Raw genomic sequence first — 20,611 nt, 5'->3', positions numbered from 1 at the left:
GATGAATGTAACCGTATTTGGCACCGGCTATGTGGGCCTGGTGCAAGCAGCAGTCTTAGCTGAAGCTGGCAATAAAGTAGTTTGTATCGATATAGACGCGGACAAGATCAACCGCCTCAAGCAGGGTATTATCCCTATTTATGAGCCAGGCCTGGAGCCTATGGTGAAGAACAGTATCACCACTGGCAATCTATCTTTTTCAACTGATGCGGCCTTTGGTGTAGAACACGGTGAGCTGATTTTTATCGCCGTGGGCACTCCTCCAGATGAGGACGGCTCAGCAGACCTTCGACATGTGTTGACTGTTGCAAGAACCATTGCCAAGCACATGGAGTGCAAGAAATACATCATCAACAAATCCACAGTACCTGTGGGTACGGCCGACAAAGTACGAGCTGCTGTTGAGGAAGAATTGACCGAGCGGGATAAGTCCGACATGCCATTCGATGTTATTTCCAACCCTGAATTCCTCAAGGAAGGTTCGGCACTGAATGACTGTATGCGGCCAGACCGAATTATTATCGGCACCTCCGAAGCAGAATCAGAACAGAAGCTTCGCCACCTCTATGCGCCATTCAACCGCAATCACGAAAAGATCCTCGTGATGGACGTTAAAAGTGCGGAACTCACCAAGTATGCCGCCAACTGTATGCTGGCAACCAAGATCAGCTTTATGAATGAAATGGCAAATATTGCCGATAAAGTGGGCGCTGATATTGAGGCAGTTCGGGCAGGCATAGGTTCAGATCCGCGAGTTGGTTACCAGTTTATCTACGCAGGTATCGGCTACGGTGGCTCCTGTTTTCCTAAAGATGTGAAAGCCCTGATTTCCTCGGCACAACAGCTGGGCATTGCTGCAGATATTCTCGCCGCAGTGGAATCCCGCAACGAGCGCCAGAAACACTATCTCGCCGAAAAAATACAACGTCATTTTAACGGAGATATTCAGGGCAAAACTTTTGCGCTCTGGGGCCTGTCATTCAAACCGAATACAGATGATATGCGCGAAGCCCCAAGCCGTGTGCTGTTAGCTCGATTGTGGGAGCAGGGTGCGAAGGTGCGGGCATTTGACCCTGAGGCCATGGAGGAGTGTCAGCGAATTTTTGGCGATCGCGAAGACCTGACCCTTTGCGACTCCAAGACAGAGGCTTTACAGGGTGCCGACGCCCTGATTGTCGCGACCGAATGGCAACAGTTCAAATCTCTTGATATCGATGAAGTAAGCAGCGCTCTCAGTGCCCCGGTTGTGTTTGACGGACGCAACCAGTACGAACCAGAGGAAATGCGCGAGGCAGGCTTTGATTATTACTGCGTAGGGCGCCCGGACACCACCAGCTCTTACTAAGTAAACCTTACTTAAAATAAAAACCCGGCATCTGCCGGGTTTTTATTTTCCGTCATGCTATTCGCATTTTTACTTCCGCCTGGCCCGCCACATCACTGAGCCAGCCCCGATGCGCGGCACTACGCCCATGTACCACATCAAAATAAAGGTTTTGCAAACGCCCTGTGATAGGGCCGCGACGACCACTGCCGATAGAACGCCCATCCAATTCACTAATGGGCAATACTTCCGCCGCTGTGCCAGTAAAAAACGCTTCGTCAGCGATATAGACTTCATCCCGAGTGATACGCTTCTCTAGCACCCTATAGCCGCACTCCCGTGCCAGTTCAATAACTGTATCTCGGGTAATTCCATCCAGGCACGACGTCAGCTCCGGGGTATAAATAGTCCCATCGCGAACAATGAAGACATTTTCTCCACTACCCTCAGCAACATAACCCTCGGGGTCCAGTAATAGCGCCTCCTCGCAACCATTGCGCACTGCCTCCTGTAACGCCAGCATCGAGTTTATATAGTTACCATTGGCTTTCGCCTTACACATGCTGATATTCACATGGTGTCGGGTATATGAGGAGGTATTCACCTTAATCCCCTGTTCCAGTGCCTCGGGGCTCATGTAGCTGGGCCACTCCCAGGAAGCGACAATCACATGGGTTGAAAGATTTTCTGCGCGCAACCCCATTCCCTCTGACCCGTAAAATACCATTGGTCTCAAGTAAGCTTGGCGCAAGTTATTTTCGCGCACCACAAGCCGCTGAGCTTCATTCAGCTCATCAGTGCTATAGGGCATTGGGATATTCATTATTTTTGCAGAGCGAAACAACCGACGGGTGTGCTCTTGCAAACGAAAGATACTGGTGCCGTTACCGGTTTCATAAGCCCGTACGCCTTCAAACACCCCCATTCCATAGTGCAGGGTATGAGTGAGGACATGCACCCGGGCATCGCGCCAGGGAACCAATTCACCATCAAACCAGATAACGCCGTCGCGGTCGGCAAAAGACATGGGTAACTCCTACAAATCCTGAAAAACAGTTTAATCGGGCAACAGGAAGAAACCCGGTATTAACCGAGTAATTGCTGCCAGTTTGTTTGAACGGTCTTTCTTTCCGCTGTGAATTGGTCATCGCTCACAATCCCTGGCAGTTGTTGTAGTGCCAGGCGATGACCTTCAGATCGGTAGGCTTTGTAGGCGTCGATCAGATGTCCGGCTTGTTGGGCCGGCATCAGGCCTGCGTCAATTAGACTTTCGAGAATGCGAATATTATCGGTATACCGCACGATCGGGGGCGAAGTTTCTGCCCAGGCCAGAGCAGCATATTGAACCATAAATTCAATATCGACAATACCGCCCTCACCGTGCTTTAGATCAAACTTTTTATCGTTGCTCTTATCGAGGTGCGCACGCATTTTATTGCGCATTTCCACCACCTCATTACGCAATTTATCGCTCTTTCGCGACTGGCAAAGCAATTTCGTACGCAACTGTTGAAACGACTCACTCAGGCGGACACTACCGGCGACAGATCGAGCTCTCACCAGCGCCTGATGCTCCCAAGTCCAGGCACTCTCCCTCTGGTATTTTTCAAAGGCAGCCAATGACGTCACCAAGAGTCCTGAATTACCCGAAGGGCGCAGTCTTGTGTCTACCTCATAAAGAGGCCCGCTCAATGTACGGGTTTGCAATATGTGGATAAGTCGCTGTGCCAATCGGGTAAAAAAGCTCAGGTTATCAATACTGGTTTTACCGTCAGTAACCTGCATCGCATCAGCATCGTGCACAAAAACAATATCCAAGTCAGAACCGTGGCCAAGCTCCAATCCCCCCAGTTTTCCATAGGCGATAATGGCAAAGTGCATATCCTCTGCCGAGGCCCCCGCAGGCATGCCGTATTTATCAACCATCTGTGCCCAGGCGAGTTGCAATGACTGCTGCAATATCGCCTCTGCCAACCAGGTAAGGGAATCACTGACTTTCATCAAAGGCAGGGCACCATTCACCTCTTGTGCCGCAATGCGCAGGCTTTGACTCTGCTTAAAATATCGCAGCGCCTCCATTTGCAATTCCAGATCTTCAGGATCAATCCGCAACAACTCGAGACGCAGCTCATTAGCAATATCTGCCGCAGTAGAGGGTGCCAGTAACCTGCGGGAATCCAGCAACTCATCCAGCAGAATTGGGTGGCGCGCAAGTTGCTCAGCAATCCATGGACTGGCACTACAGAGGCGCACCAGCTGATTGAGCACGGGGGGATTTTCATTAATCAGGACGAGATAGGCACTACGACGCAGTACTGAGCGCACTAAAGGTAAAACACGGGTTAGCACTAACAAGGGATCAGCCTGTAACCCTGCTGCGGCCAGTAGTGTAGGCATAAATTGGTCCAGGCGCGCACGGGAAGAAGCAGGTAGTGCCGCAACCATTGTTGACTGGCACAGCTCCTTTAAGTGCTCGAGTGCCTGCGGTGGAGGAAGAAACCCTGCACTTTCCAAAATCTGCAAATTCTCTTCATTCGCAGTTTCATCGGCGCAACTTGCCCAGAGTCCCTGCCACTCTTCAGCCACACTGGGGGCAGCCATTTCCTCTGGTGGAGCGATTACAGTATCGAACTCCCGCTCAACTAAGGAACGAACATCGACCAGCTCACTCTCCAATTGCTCCCAATTATCGCGGCCCAGGGCAAATGCCAATTTTTCCCTTTCTTCCTCCTCAGCTGGGAGCGCCTGTGTCTGCTGATCCCGGTAAGCTTGCAGTGCGTGTTCGACTCTCCGCAGCAGCAAATAACAACTGGTCAGTTCACTGGCCACTCCTGGTTCAACATGGCCATCACTTTCCAAAAGGGGCAGTAGCTTGAGCAAGCTGCGCTCGCGCAGCGCGGGTTCGCGCCCTCCGCGAATTAACTGGAATGCCTGGGCAATAAATTCCAACTCGCGTATGCCGCCCCGTCCAAGTTTGATATTGTCCGTTAAACCACGAGCGCGCACTTGCCGCTGTATCAGGGCTTTCATTTCACGCAAAGCATCAATAGCACTGAAATCGATATAGCGGCGATAAGTAAATGGGCGCAACAACTCCATCAGCTCTTCAGCAAACTCCTCCCTGCCAGCAACAGGGCGAGCTTTGACCATGGCGTAGCGCTCCCATTCACGCCCTTGAGTTTGGTAATAGTCCTCCAGAGCAGCGAAATGGCTTACCAGGGGACCACTGTCACCGTAGGGACGCAAACGCATATCTACACGAAAAACAAAACCATCCGCATTGATTCCATCCAACGATTTAATCAAGCGCTGGCCGAGTTTTTGGAAAAACTGCTGATTTTCTATACTCTTTTCGCCATCGGTATAACCGGGCTCAGGGTAGGCAAAAATCAGGTCAATATCCGATGAGAGATTGAGTTCCCGGGCTCCCAATTTGCCCATCCCCAACACCACCATCGACTGACTATCGCCAGCTCTACTACGAGGCTGCCCATAGCGATCCATTAACTTTTCATGGTGCCATTGCATCGCCGTGCGAATGGATAGCTCTGCCAATTCACTGAGGCGCAGACATGCCTGGGGAATATCCCACTGTCCGGCAAAATCGCGAAATATGACCTCAGTCGTTACCCTGTTGCGCAATAAGCGCAATTGAAGGTCTAACTCCTCATCACTTTCTATGGTCGGCAGGGAGAGTCCAAGATCTTGTTTAAGCAACAAATCCCGTAAAAGCTCTGGGCGGCGACAGCACTGTTGATAAAAAAATTCTGAACCAATTAAGCTCCGAGCCACTCCTTGCGCAAGCAATGGCTCTGCCAGCAAGCTCTCCACCTCAACAACAAGCGCGGCCTCCGCCAGTTCACACCAGTCATGCCAAAGTGACTGAAGTTGAGCGCGGATGGGTTTTGGGCACTGAATGTTGTCAAACATGAGGGTCGATCCTTGGTGCGAATATCAGCGGGCAATTCTGCCTAGCTATCGGCATTCCGATAGCTAGCGATGGTATCGGATAATGATGAGTGGCCGAGCAAGCCCGCCCCTCGCGTCACTTCACTGGCCTCTACATCTTCAAACAGTTATCTCAGAGAGGCCACCCAAGCTAGAAAGCGATATCCGGCGGTGGGGCCACCCTCAATACCTCTGCCACAGTGGTCAAACCCGCCGCTACTTTTTTCGCGCCGGAAAGCCTCAGGCTATTCATACCTTCGCGCATCGCCTGGCGCCGCAGTTGCTGTAGATCACAATCGGAGGTGACAATAGCTTGTACCGACTCGCTAAATGGCAGGATTTCATAAATTCCCTGACGCCCACGATAGCCCGTATTACGACACTCCAGGCAACCTTCCGGCCGGTAGACTTTCTCCGGCAGCGGCGCTCTCCAGGGTTTCACCAGAGACTGCCAATCGGCCTCTTCAATTTTGTCCTCCTGCTTGCAACTGGGACACAGTGTTCGTACCAAACGCTGGGCCATCACCCCGAGAATGGTGGACTTCAATAAATAATGCGGCAAGCCCAAGTCCAATAAGCGGGTAACCGCTGTTGGAGCGTCATTGGTATGCAGGGTTGAGATAACCAGGTGGCCTGTCAGTGCCGCTTGAACCGCCATCTGAGCGGTTTCCAGGTCACGAATCTCACCAACCATGATGATATCGGGGTCCTGACGCATCAGGGTTCTGATACCTGCAGCAAAATCAAAGCCAATAGCATGGTGAACCTGGGTTTGGTTAAAGCTCTCTTCCACCATTTCGATAGGATCTTCAACCGTGGAAACATTCACTGCACTGGTGGCCAACTGCTTAAGGCCAGTATACAAAGTGGTGGTTTTACCCGAACCGGTAGGGCCGGTGACCAGTACGATACCATTGGGTCGTGACAGCATCGCCTGCCAGCGAGCCAAGTCATCACCACCCAGTCCCAGATCGGAATAAGATCGCGCGAGAACCTCTGGATCGAAGATCCGCATTACCAGTTTCTCGCCAAAGGCTGTGGGAAGAGTGGAGAGGCGCAACTCCACTTCGCTGCCATCAGGCCTTTTTGTCTTGATGCGGCCATCCTGAGGCTTGCGTTTCTCCGCCACATTCATGCGTCCGAGGATTTTCAGGCGGCTGGTAACCGCAGCATTTACCTGGTCTGGAAGCTCGTGAATCGGGTGCAATACGCCATCGATACGAAAGCGAATACGTCCCACTTCCCGGCGCGGTTCAATATGGATATCACTGGCACGCTGATCAAAGGCGTGCTGCAACAACCAATCGACGATATTGACGATGTGTTGATCGTTAGCTTCAGGGTCCTTTAAGGCGCCCAACTCCAGCAACTGTTCAAAATTATTTGCCGCTGAGGTTCCCTGAAGGCCGCTTGCACCAGAGATTGAATTGGAAAGGGAGTAAAACTCGACGCAGTGTCGTTTGATATCGGCCGGATCAGCCACCACACGGCGTACTCTGCGGCCAGTGGTATGTTCCAGCTGCTCCTCCCAACCATGGTTAAACGGTTGAGCTGTCGCCACCAGAAGTTCTTCGGTACTCGCCTCAACACAGAGAATTTGGTGTCGCTTGGCAAATTGGAAGCTCATCACCTCGGTGACAGCGCTCACATTAACCTTCAGAGGATCAATATGATACAAGGGGTGGGAGGAGCTCTCCGCTAACCAGGCGCTAAGGATTTCACTATTGAGCAGACTACCCGGTTGCTTGCGGTTGGCCAGGTCACAACTGGCGATATAGCTGAGCGGGTGCATCTGGGCCTGCTCTGCTGTCCGCGGGGTCCCGACAATACGGTTGGCATCCTCTCGGCTAACAAAGCCCTGCCCCACCAAATCTTCCAGTAATCCGCGCAGTTCCAGTATGCGGTCTGCAACTCTGCTCTCTGCCATTGGTAACCCCTTTATTCTCATATGGCGACGTTGCATTGTAGCCCTATCATCAAGCTGTGAAAGTGCGCTGTTAACGCACTGTTACGAAGTTGCCCCGATTGGGGTACCATGCCGCCGTTTTCGCATTCTGAGCAATGGAGCTAACCATGGCCCTGTCGAATATTGCCAACTTATTTGGCCGCTCTCCGATTAAGCCAATCGAGAAGCATATGGCTACGGCCCACGAGGCATCGGCTGACCTGATCCCCTTCTTTGAAGCACTGATCAAAGGTGACCTCAAAGAGGCAGAACAGATCCAACTGCGCATCTCCGCCTCGGAGAACCGCGCTGACGATATCAAGAGAGACCTGCGCCTGCATCTGCCGGACAGCCTGTTTATGCCAGTGTCCAGGACCGACTTGCTGGAATTGCTGCATGCCCAGGATGAGGTAGCCAACACTGCCCAGGATATCGCTGGTCTGGCTGTAGGCAGGAAGATGCAGATTCCCGCACCTCTCCAATCCTTGATGACCACCTTTGTGGAGAGCGCTGTCGCCACCTCTGCACAAGCACTGCGCGCGATCAACGAACTGGACGAGTTGCTGGAAAGCGGCTTTGCCGGGCGCGAGGTGGATATCGCCAAACGCATGACCGAAGAGCTGGATGAACTGGAGCGCAAGTCAGACAAGCTTGAAGTCGAAATTCGCGCGTCGCTGTTTGCTATTGAGAAAGACTTACCTCCGGTGGACGTTATGTTCCTCTACCGGGTTATTGAATGGATCGGTGAACTCGCCGATCGCGCCCACAGCGTGGGCAACCGATTGCAGTTGTTGTTAGCACGTTAGGGGGTTTGGCGTGGAAATTATTAGTCAATACGGCCATATATTATTGATTTTGGCCTGTGTGGCAGGCTTCTTTATGGCCTGGGGCGTCGGTGCCAACGACGTAGCCAACGCCATGGGTACCTCCGTAGGTTCCCGTGCACTGACTATCAAGCAGGCGATTGTTATCGCCATGATCTTTGAATTTGCCGGCGCCTATTTGGCAGGCGGAGAGGTTACCGCAACCATCCGCAAAGGCATTATCGATTCTGAAGTCTTCGCCGCCCAACCGCAGCTGTTGGTATACGGTATGCTTTCGGCACTGCTGGCGGCGGGCACCTGGCTGCTGGTAGCCAGTATTCTCGGCTGGCCAGTATCCACCACCCACTCTATTGTCGGCGCAATAGTCGGCTTCTCTGCGGTAGGTATATCCCCAGATGCAGTGGCCTGGGGTAAAGTGGGCAGCATCGTGGCTAGCTGGGTGGTCTCCCCGGTTCTCGCGGGCACCCTGTCTTTCCTGTTATTCCGCAGTGTCCAGCGCCTGATCCTAGACACGGAAGACCCCTTCAACAATGCCAAGCGCTACATCCCCTTCTACATGTTTGCAGTGGGCTGGATGATTGCCATGGTGACCCTTACCAAGGGCCTCAAGCACGTTCTTAAAGATGCCAATATCCAGCTCAGCTTTATCCAGGATGCCGGTATCGCCGCCCTGGTGGGGCTTGCTGTCGCCGGTATCGGGGTCACCATGCTCAAGCGCGTCCAGCGCGACCCAGCAGCTGAAGCTGAAAACCGTTTCGCCAACGTCGAGCGCGTATTTGCGATCCTGATGGTCTTCACCGCCTGTGCCATGGCCTTCGCTCACGGCTCCAACGATGTCGCCAACGCCGTTGGTCCTCTGGCTGCCGTAGTTAACACCATCCAGAGCGGTGCTATCACCGTTAAATCCACTATGCCTTCCTGGATATTGCTGCTCGGCGGTATCGGTATCGTGGTGGGCCTGGCGACATACGGCTTTAAGGTAATGGCCACTATCGGTAAGAAAATCACCGAGCTGACACCGAGCCGTGGCTTCGCTGCCGAGCTGGGTGCGGCCTCCACCGTCGTACTGGCTTCTGGTACCGGCCTGCCAATCTCCACGACTCACACTCTGGTGGGCGCGGTATTGGGTGTTGGCCTGGCGCGGGGTATTGGCGCCCTGAACCTGCGTATGATCACCACTATCGCCGCATCTTGGGTGGTCACCCTCCCAGCGGGTGCAGGTATTGCGATCCTGTTCTTCTACTTCTTCAAGGGCCTGTTCGGCTAAAGCTGCAGTAGCATTGAGCAATAAAAAGGGGGCCTAGGCCCCCTTTTTTGTTCCTCTCACTCATACCAATCTCAACTAAGCTGTGCCAATAGCTGAACAGACATCTGGCGCACACCAACTTCGCCTTCCCCTCACTTCATTCGTGTAAATCACATGACTACTTGCAACTGGACAGTGGGAACCTACCTGGCACAGAGATTAAAAGACGCCGGTATAAAGCACTACTTCGCCTTACCTGGCGATTACAACTTAGTGCTACTGGATCAATTGCTACTCCACCCAGACCTAAAAATGATCAGTTGTTGTAACGAGCTGAACGCAGGCTACGCCGCCGACGGCTATGCACGAGCTACAGGTGGGCCCTCAGCGGCTGTGGTCACTTTTTCTGTAGGCGGCCTGAGCATGATCAATGCGGTAGCTGGTGCCTTTGCGGAAGATCTCCCTTTGATCGCTATCTCAGGAGGGCCAAATACTAACTCTGAGGCTGAGTGGGAATATTTACACCACACTTTAGGCAAGGTCGATTACAGCTATCAGAGCGAAATTTATTCACGGGTCACAGCCGAGACTGTAATTATCCACCACCCATCCCTCGCTCCTGCGGCAATAGACAGAGCAATTGATACTGCGATGCTACGGCGTAAGCCGGTCTATATCGAAATTGCAGCCAATATTGCCAGCGCTCCTACGTCAGCTCCTATCCCCCGGGGATTTGCTCGGAGTGCCACGAGCGACCCGGACTCACTCGCTGCTGCGGTAGATCATATTGCCGCATTCCTCAATACTGCCGAGCGGCCAGTGTTGATTGCCGGGGGAAAAGTACGTGCAGCCTCTGCTGAGGAATCCCTGCGGGAACTAGCTGCGAGCAGCCGCTACGGTGTAGCCTGTATGGCCGATGCCAAGGGACTGCTTTCAGAGACTCACGACAATTTTATGGGTATGTACTGGGGACCAGTCAGTACACCGGGGTGCAGTGAAATTGTTGATACCGCCGATGCACTGCTCTTTGCCGGCCCAATATTTACCGATTACACCACTACCGGGCACCAACTATGCTTCGACAAAAGCAAGACCGTTATTGCATTACCAGCATCTGTACAACTGGGAGATACTTGTTACAGCAATGTCCATATGAATGACTTATTGGAAGCCCTGGTCAATAAGCTCAATCCTAATAACGGTGCAGTAAAAGCCTACCGCCGGGTCAGTAGTCCAAAGCATATCCCACAACCAGGCAAGCGAGGCGATGCTTTAACGATTCGACAACTGTTTGCCCGAATTCAAAAAGTGCTTGAAAGCGATACCGCCCTGCTAGTGGAAACCGGGGACTCCTGGTTTAACGGTATGGAACTATCGCTACCAGATGGAGCCCGCTTCGAAATACAAATGCAATATGGGAGTATCGGCTGGTCTGTAGGAGCAACTCTCGGTTATAGCTTGGGTATGGGAAAAGGGCGCATGATAGCCTGTATTGGGGATGGGTCTTTCCAACTGACCGCCCAGGAAATCTCCACAATGATCCGCTACAACGTTAATCCAATTATTTTTTTGATAAATAACGGTGGCTACACCATTGAAGTAGAAATTCACGATGGACCCTACAACAATATTAAAAACTGGGAGTACGCGCAGTTAGTCGAGGTTTTCAGTGCAGGAGAGGGTCCCGCCTGGGGTTGTAAAGTCACCACTGAGGGGGGGCTGGATAAAGCAATAAAAGATGCCCTAAAGCACGATGGACTTTGCCTGATAGAAGTAATTATCGATCGCAATGATTGCAACGTAAATTTGCTTAGATGGGGAAACCAGGTAGCTAGGAACAATAGCCGCCCAAGCCGCAGTGTTTAATTATTCCCTCACCTTGCTTGAAAAACCAAGCTAACTCTAAAAATAGATTTGGAACTCCAAATCCATATCTATTTATTACAAGCAACAGTAGTATTCGGAGTCATAACTTGGGCCTGCCCCACCAATTTACTGCTGCCTGCGAATTTATCCAGATGCCATTACTGTTGTTTGTCACTCTTCTGTGGGCCTTTTCCTTCAGTTTGATAGGCGCCTACCTGGCCGGACAGGTGGATAGCTATTTTTCCGCAATGACACGGGTGCTCCTTGCCACAGCGGTATTTCTACCCATGCTAAAATGGAAGGGTTGCCCTCCCCGTACCGCAATACGTTTAATTGTGATCGGTGCGGTACAATTGGGACTGATGTACTTGTTTTACTACCAGTCATTTTTACTGCTCAGTGTCCCCGAAGTATTGTTATTTACTATTTTCACTCCCCTGTATATCACCGCCCTTGAGGACTTCCTTAACAGGCACTTTTCTGTCTGGAACCTCACTATCGCAGCCATAGCCGTATTGGGAGCCGCCACTATTCGCTGGGGCTCTCCCAGTAACGACTTTTGGATTGGGTTTGCAGTCGTCCAGGGTGCCAACCTATGTTTTGCCGTGGGGCAGGTGGCATACAAGCGCCTGATGTCCAGAGAGCAAGGCCTCCTCCCGAGACAAACCTTCGCTTGGTTTTTTGTCGGCGCCAGCTTGATCACTGTTATTGCCTGGCTCCTATTCGGAGAACCGCAGTACCCACAGGGCTCACAGCAATGGGGTGTTCTACTCTGGTTGGGATTGGTGGCATCAGGTCTGGGATACTTTTTGTGGAACAAGGGTGCTACGCAGGTCTCTACTGGTACCCTGGCCGCAATGAATAATGCACTGATTCCCGTTGGCTTGTTGGTAAATCTGTTAATCTGGAATCGGGATGCCGATCTAACCCGTCTCGCCCTTGGGGGAGGACTGATCGGAGCCGCTGTTATCTTGAATGAATGGCGCAACAAGAGTAGGGAAAGTCACCATGGCGAGTATCGCAGTACCTGACCTGAAGACCCAATTACATCAACTGATTGCCTGCCCCAGTGTCAGTGCAACCGATCCTTCCCTGGATATGGGTAACCGCCCGGTGGTTGAGCTACTGGGTGAATGGTTGGAAGGACTTGGTTTCAATGTAGAGATAATGCCTTTAAAGGGCTCTCCCAATAAAGCCAATATGATTGCTACTCTCGGCGGTAAAAGTGGTGATAAAGGCGGGCTCGTTCTATCCGGACATACTGATACAGTCCCCTTTGACGCGGGGCGCTGGCAATCGGACCCCTTTAAGGTTTTAGAGCGCGACAACCGCTTATACGGTCTCGGCACCAGTGATATGAAGGGTTTTTTCCCTCTGGTTATCGAGGCTGTGCAGACTTTTCTCGACAAGCCTTTACAAAAACCATTGATTGTTTTGGCAACAGCCGATGAAGAAACAAGTATGAGTGGTGCCCGCGCCCTGGTGCAGGCTGGCAAACCCCAAGCGCGCTACGCGGTAATTGGTGAGCCCAGCGGGCTTCGCCCGATACGTATGCACAAGGGGGTTATGATGGAAGCAGTGCGTATTACCGGGCAATCCGGCCACTCATCGGATCCAAGCTTGGGAGCCAACGCTCTTGAGGCCATGCATAAAGTTATCGGTGAACTATTAACACTGCGAAAAGAGTGGCAGCAAAAATACAACAACCCCGGATTCGCCGTTCCAGTACCCACGATGAACTTAGGATGTATCCATGGGGGTGACAATCCCAATCGGATCTGCGGCCATACAGAACTCCAGTTTGATATTCGTCCGTTGCCAGGAATGCAACTTACTGACCTACGGGAAGAACTAAACAAACGTATCCTTACCATTCCACAAGACAATAAAATTCAGGTGGAAGTGGCCTCTTTATTCCCCGGCACTGCGCCCTTTGAACAGGATGCCCATTCAGAGTTAGTAAAAGTTGCAGAACAACTTTGTGGCCATCCCGCTGAAAGTGTTGCCTTTGGTACTGAAGCGCCCTACTTGAAGAGTTTGAATATTGACACTATCGTGCTCGGCCCCGGCGATATTGACCAAGCTCATCAGCCGGATGAATTTCTCGCCCTGGATCGTATCAACCCTATGGTCAATATTCTGCGCGACTTGATTGGCCGCTTTTGCCTTTAATCTACCTGCGACAGCCTCCGGGGTTAAAACACCACAAGACTTGCACACGGTAAGAATTAGTGAGCGACGATAACGCCTCCCTGAACTGGTTTCGCCACGCGGCACCTTACATCAACGACCTGCGCGGTCGCACTTTAGTAATTGGTATCCCCGGCGACGCTTTAGAGCACGCCAATTTCCGCAATCTAGTACACGATATGGCGCTGCTTGCCAGCCTTGGGGTTCGCTTGGTTGTTGTGCACGGCGCGCGGGAACAAATTAATCGAGCCCTGGATGAGCGCGGCATAGAAAATCGGTTTCACGAGAACCAGCGTATTACCAATCGAGAGACATTGGAGATTGTTAAGTCCGTCGTGGGTAAACTGCGCTTCGATATTGAAGCTGCTTTTTCCCAAGGACTGCCAGACTCACCGATGGCGCGTTCGGCCCTCAAGGTGGTCTCAGGCAATTTTGTTACCGCCCGCCCCAGTGGCGTGCTCGATGGCGTGGACCTGGGCTGGACCGGCACCGTGCGACGTATGGACACCAGCACTCTGGAGCAAAACCTGGATCAGGGTTCCCTGGTACTCCTTTCTCCCCTGGGCACATCCCTGACCGGGGAGCTTTTCAATATCAATTACCTGGATCTGGCCGCTGAGGCTTCCAGGGTATTGCGCGCCGAGAAACTAGTGCTATTCCGCGAACCTGAGCAACTCCAAGTGGACGGAAATTCGGTACACGAATTGAGTATTTTGCAGGCAGAGCAAGTTTTACCCAAGGTGCAAAGCGCAACCCTGCGCTGCGCCATTCGAGCCTGTAATGCAGGGATCGCCCGTACGCATCTACTTAGCTTTTGTAAAAACGGCGCCTTAATTCAGGAGCTGTTCCGCCGTGAAGGGGCCGGTACCATGATTTACCGAGACAGCTACGAAGTTGTGCGCAGAGCGCGAATTACCGATGTGGGCGGCATTCTTGGGCTGATCCGCCCGTTAGAGAAAGATGGCGTTTTGGTACGGCGCTCCCGTGAGAAGCTCGAGGCGGAAATTGAACACTTCACGCTTGTTGAAGTGGATGGTACTCCAGTCGCCTGCGCTGCTCTGTATCCCATTAAGGATGACAAGGGCACTACCACAGCAGCCGAAGTCGCTTGCCTTGCCAGCCACCCGGAATTTCGCGGTGGCGGGCGTGGTGCCAAGCTCATGCGCCACCTTGAGAGACAGGCGCAAACAGTCCAGGTTGATGAACTCTACGTCCTCACCACCCAGACAGAGCACTGGTTTATCGAACAGGGCTTTGAGCAAGTCGGTATCAGTGAGCTGCCTACCGCGCGAAAGTCCCTGTACAACATTCAGCGCAATTCGAGAATCCTGCGTAAACGCCTGGGGAAAAGTCAGTCCACTTAGTCATAGAAATTTGAAACATCTATCCTTATTACTCCTTTGATGGGTAGTTTGGGCGCAAAAACATCCCAGGAAAGTCCGTTTTTTGCTAAGCTGGCGCATTCATTGTTGCCAGCTGGAATCTGTGACTATGCCCCAATACCGCTCCCGCACCTCTACCGCCGGTCGCAATATGGCCGGAGCCCGCGCCTTGTGGCGTGCCACCGGTATGACGGACGAGGACTTCCATAAGCCAATCATTGCCATCGCAAACTCCTTTACCCAGTTTGTCCCCGGACACGTACACCTAAAGGATATGGGTCAGCTTGTCGCAAGGGAGATTGAACGCGCCGGCGGCGTGGCCAAGGAGTTCAATACGATCGCTGTGGATGACGGTATCGCAATGGGTCACGACGGCATGCTCTATAGCCTGCCCAGCCGCGAAATTATCGCTGACTCAGTGGAGTACATGGTCAATGCCCACTGTGCCGACGCCCTCGTTTGTATCTCCAACTGTGACAAGATCACACCGGGAATGATGATGGCAGCCATGCGCCTGAACATTCCAGTTATCTTTGTCTCCGGTGGCCCGATGGAGGCCGGCAAAACCAAACTGGCTGACCGCAAGCTCGACTTAGTAGATGCTATGGTGATCGCCGCTACAGATACGGCCTCCGACGAGGAAGTTGCTGAGTATGAGCGCTCTGCCTGCCCGACCTGTGGCTCCTGCTCAGGTATGTTTACAGCGAACTCCATGAACTGCCTGACCGAGGCCCTGGGGCTTTCACTCCCGGGTAACGGCACCATGCTAGCGACTCACGCCGACCGCAAGGAGCTATTCCTCCGCGCTGGCCGCGAGATCGTAACCCTGACCAAACGCTACTATGAGCAGGATGACGAAACTGCCCTGCCGCGCAACATCGCCAACCGTACAGCCTTCCGCAATGCCATGGCACTCGATATCGCCATGGGAGGCTCCACTAATACCATCCTGCACCTGCTGGCAACCGCTCAGGAAGGTGAGATTGACTTCACCCTGGAAGATATCGACAGCCTCTCCCGTGAGGTTCCACAGCTGTGCAAAGTTGCCCCCAATACCGAGAAATACCATATAGAAGATGTACACCGCGCTGGTGGTGTAATGGCTATCCTTGGGGAGTTGGAGGCCGCAGGTCTTATCGACTCCTCGCTGCCAACCGCCTACGGTGGTTCGCTCGCCGATGCCCTTGCGCGCTGGGATATTTGCCGCACGGACGACCAATCTGTACTGGAATTCTATCGCGCGGGCCCCGCAGGCATTCCCACCCAAACAGCTTTCAGCCAGGAATGCCGCTGGTCCACTTTAGATGCAGACCGCCAGCGTGGCTGTATCCGTTCTCCTGAGTACGCCTACTCCTCTGAGGGAGGGCTCGCCGTTCTCTTTGGCAACCTGGCCCCCAATGGCTGTGTAGTGAAGACTTCCGGCGTCGATGAGTCGCTGTGGAAGTTCGAAGGCCCCGCCCATGTAGTAGAAAGCCAGGAAGAGGCGGTTTCCAATATCCTCGAAGGGAAGGTCAGTAAAGGGGAGGCTGTTATCGTTCGCTATGAGGGTCCTAAAGGTGGACCTGGAATGCAAGAGATGCTTTACCCCACCAGTTATTTAAAGTCCAAAGGACTCGGTGAGCACTGCGCATTGATTACCGATGGCCGCTTCTCAGGAGGAACTTCAGGCCTCTCAATTGGACATGTTTCACCGGAGGCGGCGTCTGGAGGTAACATCGCTCTCGTGCGCAATGGCGATCTAATACGTATTAATATTCCAGCGAGGAAAATTGAAATCGCTATTGAGGAAAGTGAACTCGATAAGCGGCGCCAAGAAATGGAAGAAAACCCCAATGGATGGAAGCCCATCGAAAAGCGCCCTCGTAAAGTCAGCAAAGCACTGAAAGCCTATGCCATGCTTGCCACAAGTGCAGATCGCGGGGCGGTGAGGGAAATTGACTGATTAAAACTGTTCTAAACAAAACGGCCCCAAAGGGCCGTTTTTTTATTCCGCTATTTTGTAACTGATTCGATTGCGTACCCCGTAGCGTTCCACTGGTTGGCCAGCTTCCATTTGAGGCCGATACTTAAATCTTTCTGCCGCAGCTATCGCAGAACGATCGAATACACGGGTTGGGTTACCATTAGAGTCATAACCACCAACAACACGGGCATCTCGCACTGCCCCTGTTTTTGTCACTGTAAACTCTACAACAACATATCCTTCAATTCCCCTGCGCAAAGCGGCACTAGGATATCGTGGTGCAGCTTTGTACACAGGCAAAGGATCTTGCGATACCTTCATCCCAGTTTCAGAGACTGGTGTTGGAGAGCCTATTTGAATATTCAGCTTAACCGGCAAGACCTCAGTCTGCTCAACTCGCATATTCGGCTGTTCAATGACTGTTTGTGGTGGTGTAGGTGCCTCATAATTTTCGGTAACAATCACCTTTTTCGGCATATGTACCGATTTAATCTGTGGCAACAACTCAACTGCTGGCTCTTCAATATCAGTTGCCACCAGCTGACTCATCAAAAAGAGCAGCCCCACTGTTGTCACGGCAGCATATCCCAGGCCCTTCACGTAGCCTGCAAGTAAATGCTGGGGGAAAAACACGGGGTTGGGAATTGACTGACAAGCTCTATCCATAACACCTCTCCTATTATTTTTAGGGTGCAATAAGCGGCATTCTTGTGCCGAAAATGGAAAAGCTGATCAGCTGACTTAATCATTAGTCAATTTACAAAAAAATGCAAATAGTCTGTTAATACAGGTTATCTCAAAATTTTGCATTGCCGTGAGAAGAGAAAGAAGCATAAAAAAAGCCGCACATTACTGCGCGGCTTTTTTGAAACTTAAAAAGTTAATTAGCTTTAAATTGCCAACTGCTTCTCACGTTTCTGTTCACCTTCGATAAAGGTAATCCACTGCCTAGCCATTTTCTCAGATCTCTCACTTTTCAGTGCAAGCTTGAAGCTCTTCAAAGCTGAGTCATAGCGCTTCAGGTTGGCATTGGCCATACCCATAACAATTTGCAGTTGATCAATACGCTTAACACCGCCTTTGGCCATGGCTTTTTTGCCCATAGCGATGGCTTTTTCGTTCTGATCCAAATCTAAGTAGATACCAGCCAGGCGCGAGTAAATCTCACCTTTATCAGAAAGCTGGGCTGCTGCTTCCAGCTGCGGGATAGCTTTCTGAAGTTCTTGTGCCATCTGGTAGGCCTGAGCTAGGGTTTCCAGGTTTTTAGCTGTACGTGGGATCTTCTTCTCTTGAATACCCTTAGCTATCACCTTGGCCCCTTTATAAGGCATTTCATGCCCCATAAAGAGATAACCCATATTCAAAAGGTCTCTATCCTTTTCCAAAGCACCGGCAAGGTAAGCTGCTTCCATCATATGCAGCTGGTCCTTGTCACGCTTCAACTCGCCATACATCGCCGCCAGTGTTTTGTAGTACACAGGCTTTGGATAGTACTGCACCAGTTTTTCCAAGACACCGGCTACATTTTTGTAGTCGCTTCGCTCGAAATAAACATATTGCTGCAATCCATACCATGCTTCTTTAGGTGTCTTACCCTCTTTTTCATACATGGATACCGCTATATTGATATCCGAGAGAGCCTTAGCCTGGTTGCCAACCTGGTTATAAGCCTGGGCACGTAAAGCGTAGGAATCAGCAGTAATACGATCGGAGACCTTAAACCATTGGTTCAGGTAGTTAATCGCCTGCTTGTAATCCTCAGTGACAAAATAGAGCTGAGCCAGTGTAAATAAAGTTCCTACTTCCAAGGCAACCGGCAGGTTTTTTTCACCCTGGTCTAGCACCTTTTTAAAATAGGGAATCGCCTCTTTGTAACGCTCAGTGCTGTAGTAAACAACACCGAAGAAGTTATACATCTGGGCAACTTCATAACCGTTGAAGCGCTTCTTAGCCTCATCCATTTCTTTCAGCGCTACAAGTGCAGCCGGCCAATCCTCCGCATCAGCAGCTTCCTGGGCTTTCTCCAGCTTCTTATACGCAGCTTCACGCATTGCCGGAACTTTACGAGTCTTTTGCTTGCTCGGCTTTTTCTGTTCCTGCGCTTGTACAGAAGCGAAAGGAGCAGACACTCCTACCGCGTCGAGCACGGTAACGCTGACCGTCGGTGCCAGAACCAAGGGTAGCGCTACTGACGTGCGCAGAGCGAACTTGGACAAACCTTTAGTGATGGTCGTCAACTTCATAGTGCTTCCCCCTTTTAGTCCTTAGCCATGTTAAAGCTGATCTTAGTTCTAACATTAGGAACTTCGGTCGGCTTGCCATCGACTACCCGCGGCTTGTACTTGTACTTCAACGCGGACTTCAAAGCTGCGCGATTGAAAACAGTTGTGGGTTTACCCTTCAGCGTAAACGCCTCAATCACTATCGGATCACGTACAGAGCCATTAGTCGTTACGGTGTATTCAACGATTACATAGCCTTCTATACCACGCTGCTGAGCGCGACGAGGATATTGCGGTTGTACTTTAACGATCGGCAGGTAATCACCCTCGCCAAAACTGAAGCCAGACAGCTTAACATCACCACCCGCTTTGGGAGCAGCAATACTGATGTTGCCATCAATATTCGGTTCCTCGAAGTCAGGCTCCGGCATCTCCGGCGGCGGAGTGTCTGGCTCGTCTGGTTTTACCGGCTTGGCGGTGTCGTACTGTGTTTCAATCTTTGTATCAGGCATCACCACATCGGCAACTTTGAAAGTTTCCTTTTCCTCAGGAGCTTTCATGTTTGCTGCAATCAGCTGATGCATGGTGAAGATGAGGCCAAAGGTCGTGGCTACCGCCAATGTACCTGCCCCAAGAAGTCTTACCGGATTCATAGCTGTTAACTCTTCTCTGTAGCGACGGAAACTTTCTTGATACCAATCTTCCTGGCTGCTTCTGCAATCAGGGCAATCTTCTCAATGCTTGCTCCCTTATCGGGCTGAATTACCAACCACCCTTTCGGGTTTTCCGAGTAGAGACGCTCCAGGACAATTCTTACCTGGCGCTCATCAACCTTCTCTTTAGCAATCCAAACCTCGTCACTGTCGTTGATCGCTACCAGGATAGAGGCGGCCTTGAGTTCAGCGGTTGTCGCTTCCGGCTTCTCAACATCAGCACCTGGCTCCTTAATAAAGGTCGCGGTGACGATAAAGAAGATCAGCATGATAAACACCACGTCCAGCATAGGCGTGAGGTCAATTGCGCCGGCTTCTTCTTCTGCCGTATTTTGTCTTTTGCTCATAGCAACTCTCTTAGCGAACTTTTCCAGCGGGGACTCAGGGAGCCCCCGGCAAAAGTATCTGGCTTGGCTAAACCTTCACAGCAAATAAACGAAGTTATTCGCTGGTGTATGCTTAGTGATCCATTGTCAGATGATCTTCCAGCAGCTGGGTTTCACGCTCAGCTTTACGGGCTAGATAAGTGTTGGCAAATACGCCTGACAGGGCCGCAACCATACCCGCCATTGTTGGGATAGTTGCCATGGATACACCACTGGCCATCTGCTTGGCGTCACCACCACCTGTAATCGCGAGAACATCGAACACGTTGATCATGCCCCAAACCGTACCCAACAGCCCAAACAAAGGGGCCAGGGCGACACAAGCTTGGATCATGTCCATATTGTCCTGAATTTTCTCGGATACCCGGGAAATCATTGCATAACGGATCTGGTGCGAAGCCCAGGATTTGCGCTCACCGCGCCCCTCCCATTGATCTACCGCACCTTGAACGTCACTTTTCAACCCTTTGTTAAAGTAGAAAACACGTTCAAAAATCAGCGTCCACATAAAGAAGGTCAGGCCGGCGATCAGGAACAGTACTGGCCCGCCCGACGCCATAAAGGCGTTGACGGCGGCCCATGCGTCGATTAATGCGTGCATG

At 51.7% G+C, this 20,611-nt stretch carries 16 protein-coding genes; 8 read left to right on the top strand and 8 right to left on the bottom strand.

What is annotated here, in order from left to right:
• The first annotated feature begins 1 nt into the window (after position 1).
• Positions 2–1,345, top strand: a complete 1,344-nt coding sequence (locus tag ACJJIN_RS19905; RefSeq protein ID WP_444895900.1) for a UDP-glucose dehydrogenase family protein — start codon at positions 2–4, stop codon at positions 1,343–1,345.
• Positions 1,346–1,397: 52 nt separating this feature from the next.
• Here ACJJIN_RS19905 and ACJJIN_RS19900 read toward each other — a convergent pair whose 3' ends face one another.
• The 3 genes from ACJJIN_RS19900 to tfpB form a co-directional block, all read right to left on the bottom strand.
• Positions 1,398–2,351: a branched-chain amino acid transaminase gene (locus ACJJIN_RS19900; RefSeq protein ID WP_444895899.1), complete on the bottom strand. Its 954-nt coding sequence runs from the start codon at positions 2,349–2,351 to the stop codon at positions 1,398–1,400.
• A 59-nt stretch (positions 2,352–2,410) separates the two neighbouring features.
• Complete coding sequence (glnE, locus tag ACJJIN_RS19895) at positions 2,411–5,254, bottom strand: bifunctional [glutamate--ammonia ligase]-adenylyl-L-tyrosine phosphorylase/[glutamate--ammonia-ligase] adenylyltransferase (RefSeq protein WP_444895898.1); 2,844 nt, start codon at positions 5,252–5,254, stop codon at positions 2,411–2,413.
• 169 nt (positions 5,255–5,423) lie between these two features.
• Positions 5,424–7,199 carry a type IV pilus assembly ATPase TfpB gene (gene tfpB / locus ACJJIN_RS19890; protein WP_444895897.1) on the bottom strand — a complete coding sequence of 592 codons (1,776 nt, stop codon included), beginning with the start codon at positions 7,197–7,199 and terminating at the stop codon, positions 5,424–5,426.
• 146 nt (positions 7,200–7,345) lie between these two features.
• Between tfpB and ACJJIN_RS19885 the strand changes: the two genes are divergently transcribed.
• The 7 genes from ACJJIN_RS19885 (at position 7,346) to ilvD (ending at position 16,667) form a co-directional block, all read left to right on the top strand.
• Positions 7,346–8,023, top strand: a complete 678-nt coding sequence (locus ACJJIN_RS19885) for a TIGR00153 family protein (RefSeq protein WP_413663563.1) — start codon at positions 7,346–7,348, stop codon at positions 8,021–8,023.
• A 10-nt stretch (positions 8,024–8,033) separates the two neighbouring features.
• Positions 8,034–9,308 (top strand): inorganic phosphate transporter, encoded by a 1,275-nt coding sequence (locus ACJJIN_RS19880; RefSeq protein ID WP_282930993.1) that lies wholly within the window; start codon positions 8,034–8,036, stop codon positions 9,306–9,308.
• Positions 9,309–9,461: 153 nt separating this feature from the next.
• Positions 9,462–11,153, top strand: a complete 1,692-nt coding sequence (locus tag ACJJIN_RS19875; protein ID WP_444895896.1) for a thiamine pyrophosphate-binding protein — start codon at positions 9,462–9,464, stop codon at positions 11,151–11,153.
• A 107-nt stretch (positions 11,154–11,260) separates the two neighbouring features.
• Positions 11,261–12,184 (top strand): carboxylate/amino acid/amine transporter, encoded by a 924-nt coding sequence (locus ACJJIN_RS19870; RefSeq protein WP_444895895.1) that lies wholly within the window; start codon positions 11,261–11,263, stop codon positions 12,182–12,184.
• Positions 12,162–13,325 carry an acetylornithine deacetylase gene (argE, locus tag ACJJIN_RS19865; protein ID WP_444895894.1) on the top strand — a complete coding sequence of 388 codons (1,164 nt, stop codon included), beginning with the start codon at positions 12,162–12,164 and terminating at the stop codon, positions 13,323–13,325. The genes ACJJIN_RS19870 and argE overlap by 23 nt, the downstream gene beginning before the upstream one ends.
• Before the next feature lie 59 nt (positions 13,326–13,384).
• Positions 13,385–14,707, top strand: coding sequence for an amino-acid N-acetyltransferase (argA, locus tag ACJJIN_RS19860; protein WP_444895893.1), 1,323 nt, complete (start codon positions 13,385–13,387; stop codon positions 14,705–14,707).
• 127 nt (positions 14,708–14,834) lie between these two features.
• On the top strand, positions 14,835–16,667 hold the full coding sequence (gene ilvD / locus ACJJIN_RS19855) for a dihydroxy-acid dehydratase (protein WP_444895892.1): 1,833 nt from the start codon (positions 14,835–14,837) through the stop codon (positions 16,665–16,667).
• A gap of 42 nt (positions 16,668–16,709) precedes the next feature.
• On the opposite strand, the gene ACJJIN_RS19850 is transcribed toward ilvD, so the two are convergent.
• From ACJJIN_RS19850 to ACJJIN_RS19830, 5 genes are all read right to left on the bottom strand, one after another.
• Positions 16,710–17,354, bottom strand: a complete 645-nt coding sequence (locus tag ACJJIN_RS19850; RefSeq protein WP_444895891.1) for a TonB family protein — start codon at positions 17,352–17,354, stop codon at positions 16,710–16,712.
• Between the two features lie 224 nt (positions 17,355–17,578).
• On the bottom strand, positions 17,579–18,931 hold the full coding sequence (locus ACJJIN_RS19845) for a tetratricopeptide repeat protein (RefSeq protein ID WP_444895890.1): 1,353 nt from the start codon (positions 18,929–18,931) through the stop codon (positions 17,579–17,581).
• A 14-nt stretch (positions 18,932–18,945) separates the two neighbouring features.
• Positions 18,946–19,563, bottom strand: a complete 618-nt coding sequence (locus ACJJIN_RS19840; RefSeq protein WP_444895889.1) for an energy transducer TonB — start codon at positions 19,561–19,563, stop codon at positions 18,946–18,948.
• Between the two features lie 5 nt (positions 19,564–19,568).
• Entirely contained in the window at positions 19,569–19,970 is a 402-nt protein-coding gene (locus ACJJIN_RS19835; RefSeq protein WP_108734754.1) for an ExbD/TolR family protein, read from the bottom strand.
• 112 nt (positions 19,971–20,082) lie between these two features.
• The gene (locus tag ACJJIN_RS19830) at positions 20,083–20,610 is read right to left on the bottom strand and encodes a MotA/TolQ/ExbB proton channel family protein (protein ID WP_108734755.1); all 528 of its coding nucleotides are present in this window, start codon (positions 20,608–20,610) and stop codon (positions 20,083–20,085) included.
• Position 20,611: the final 1 nt, after the last annotated feature.

This window comes from Microbulbifer maximicatervae (SeqCode) (genome assembly GCF_052467505.1).
This window is presented reverse-complemented; position numbering and strand designations above follow the sequence as displayed.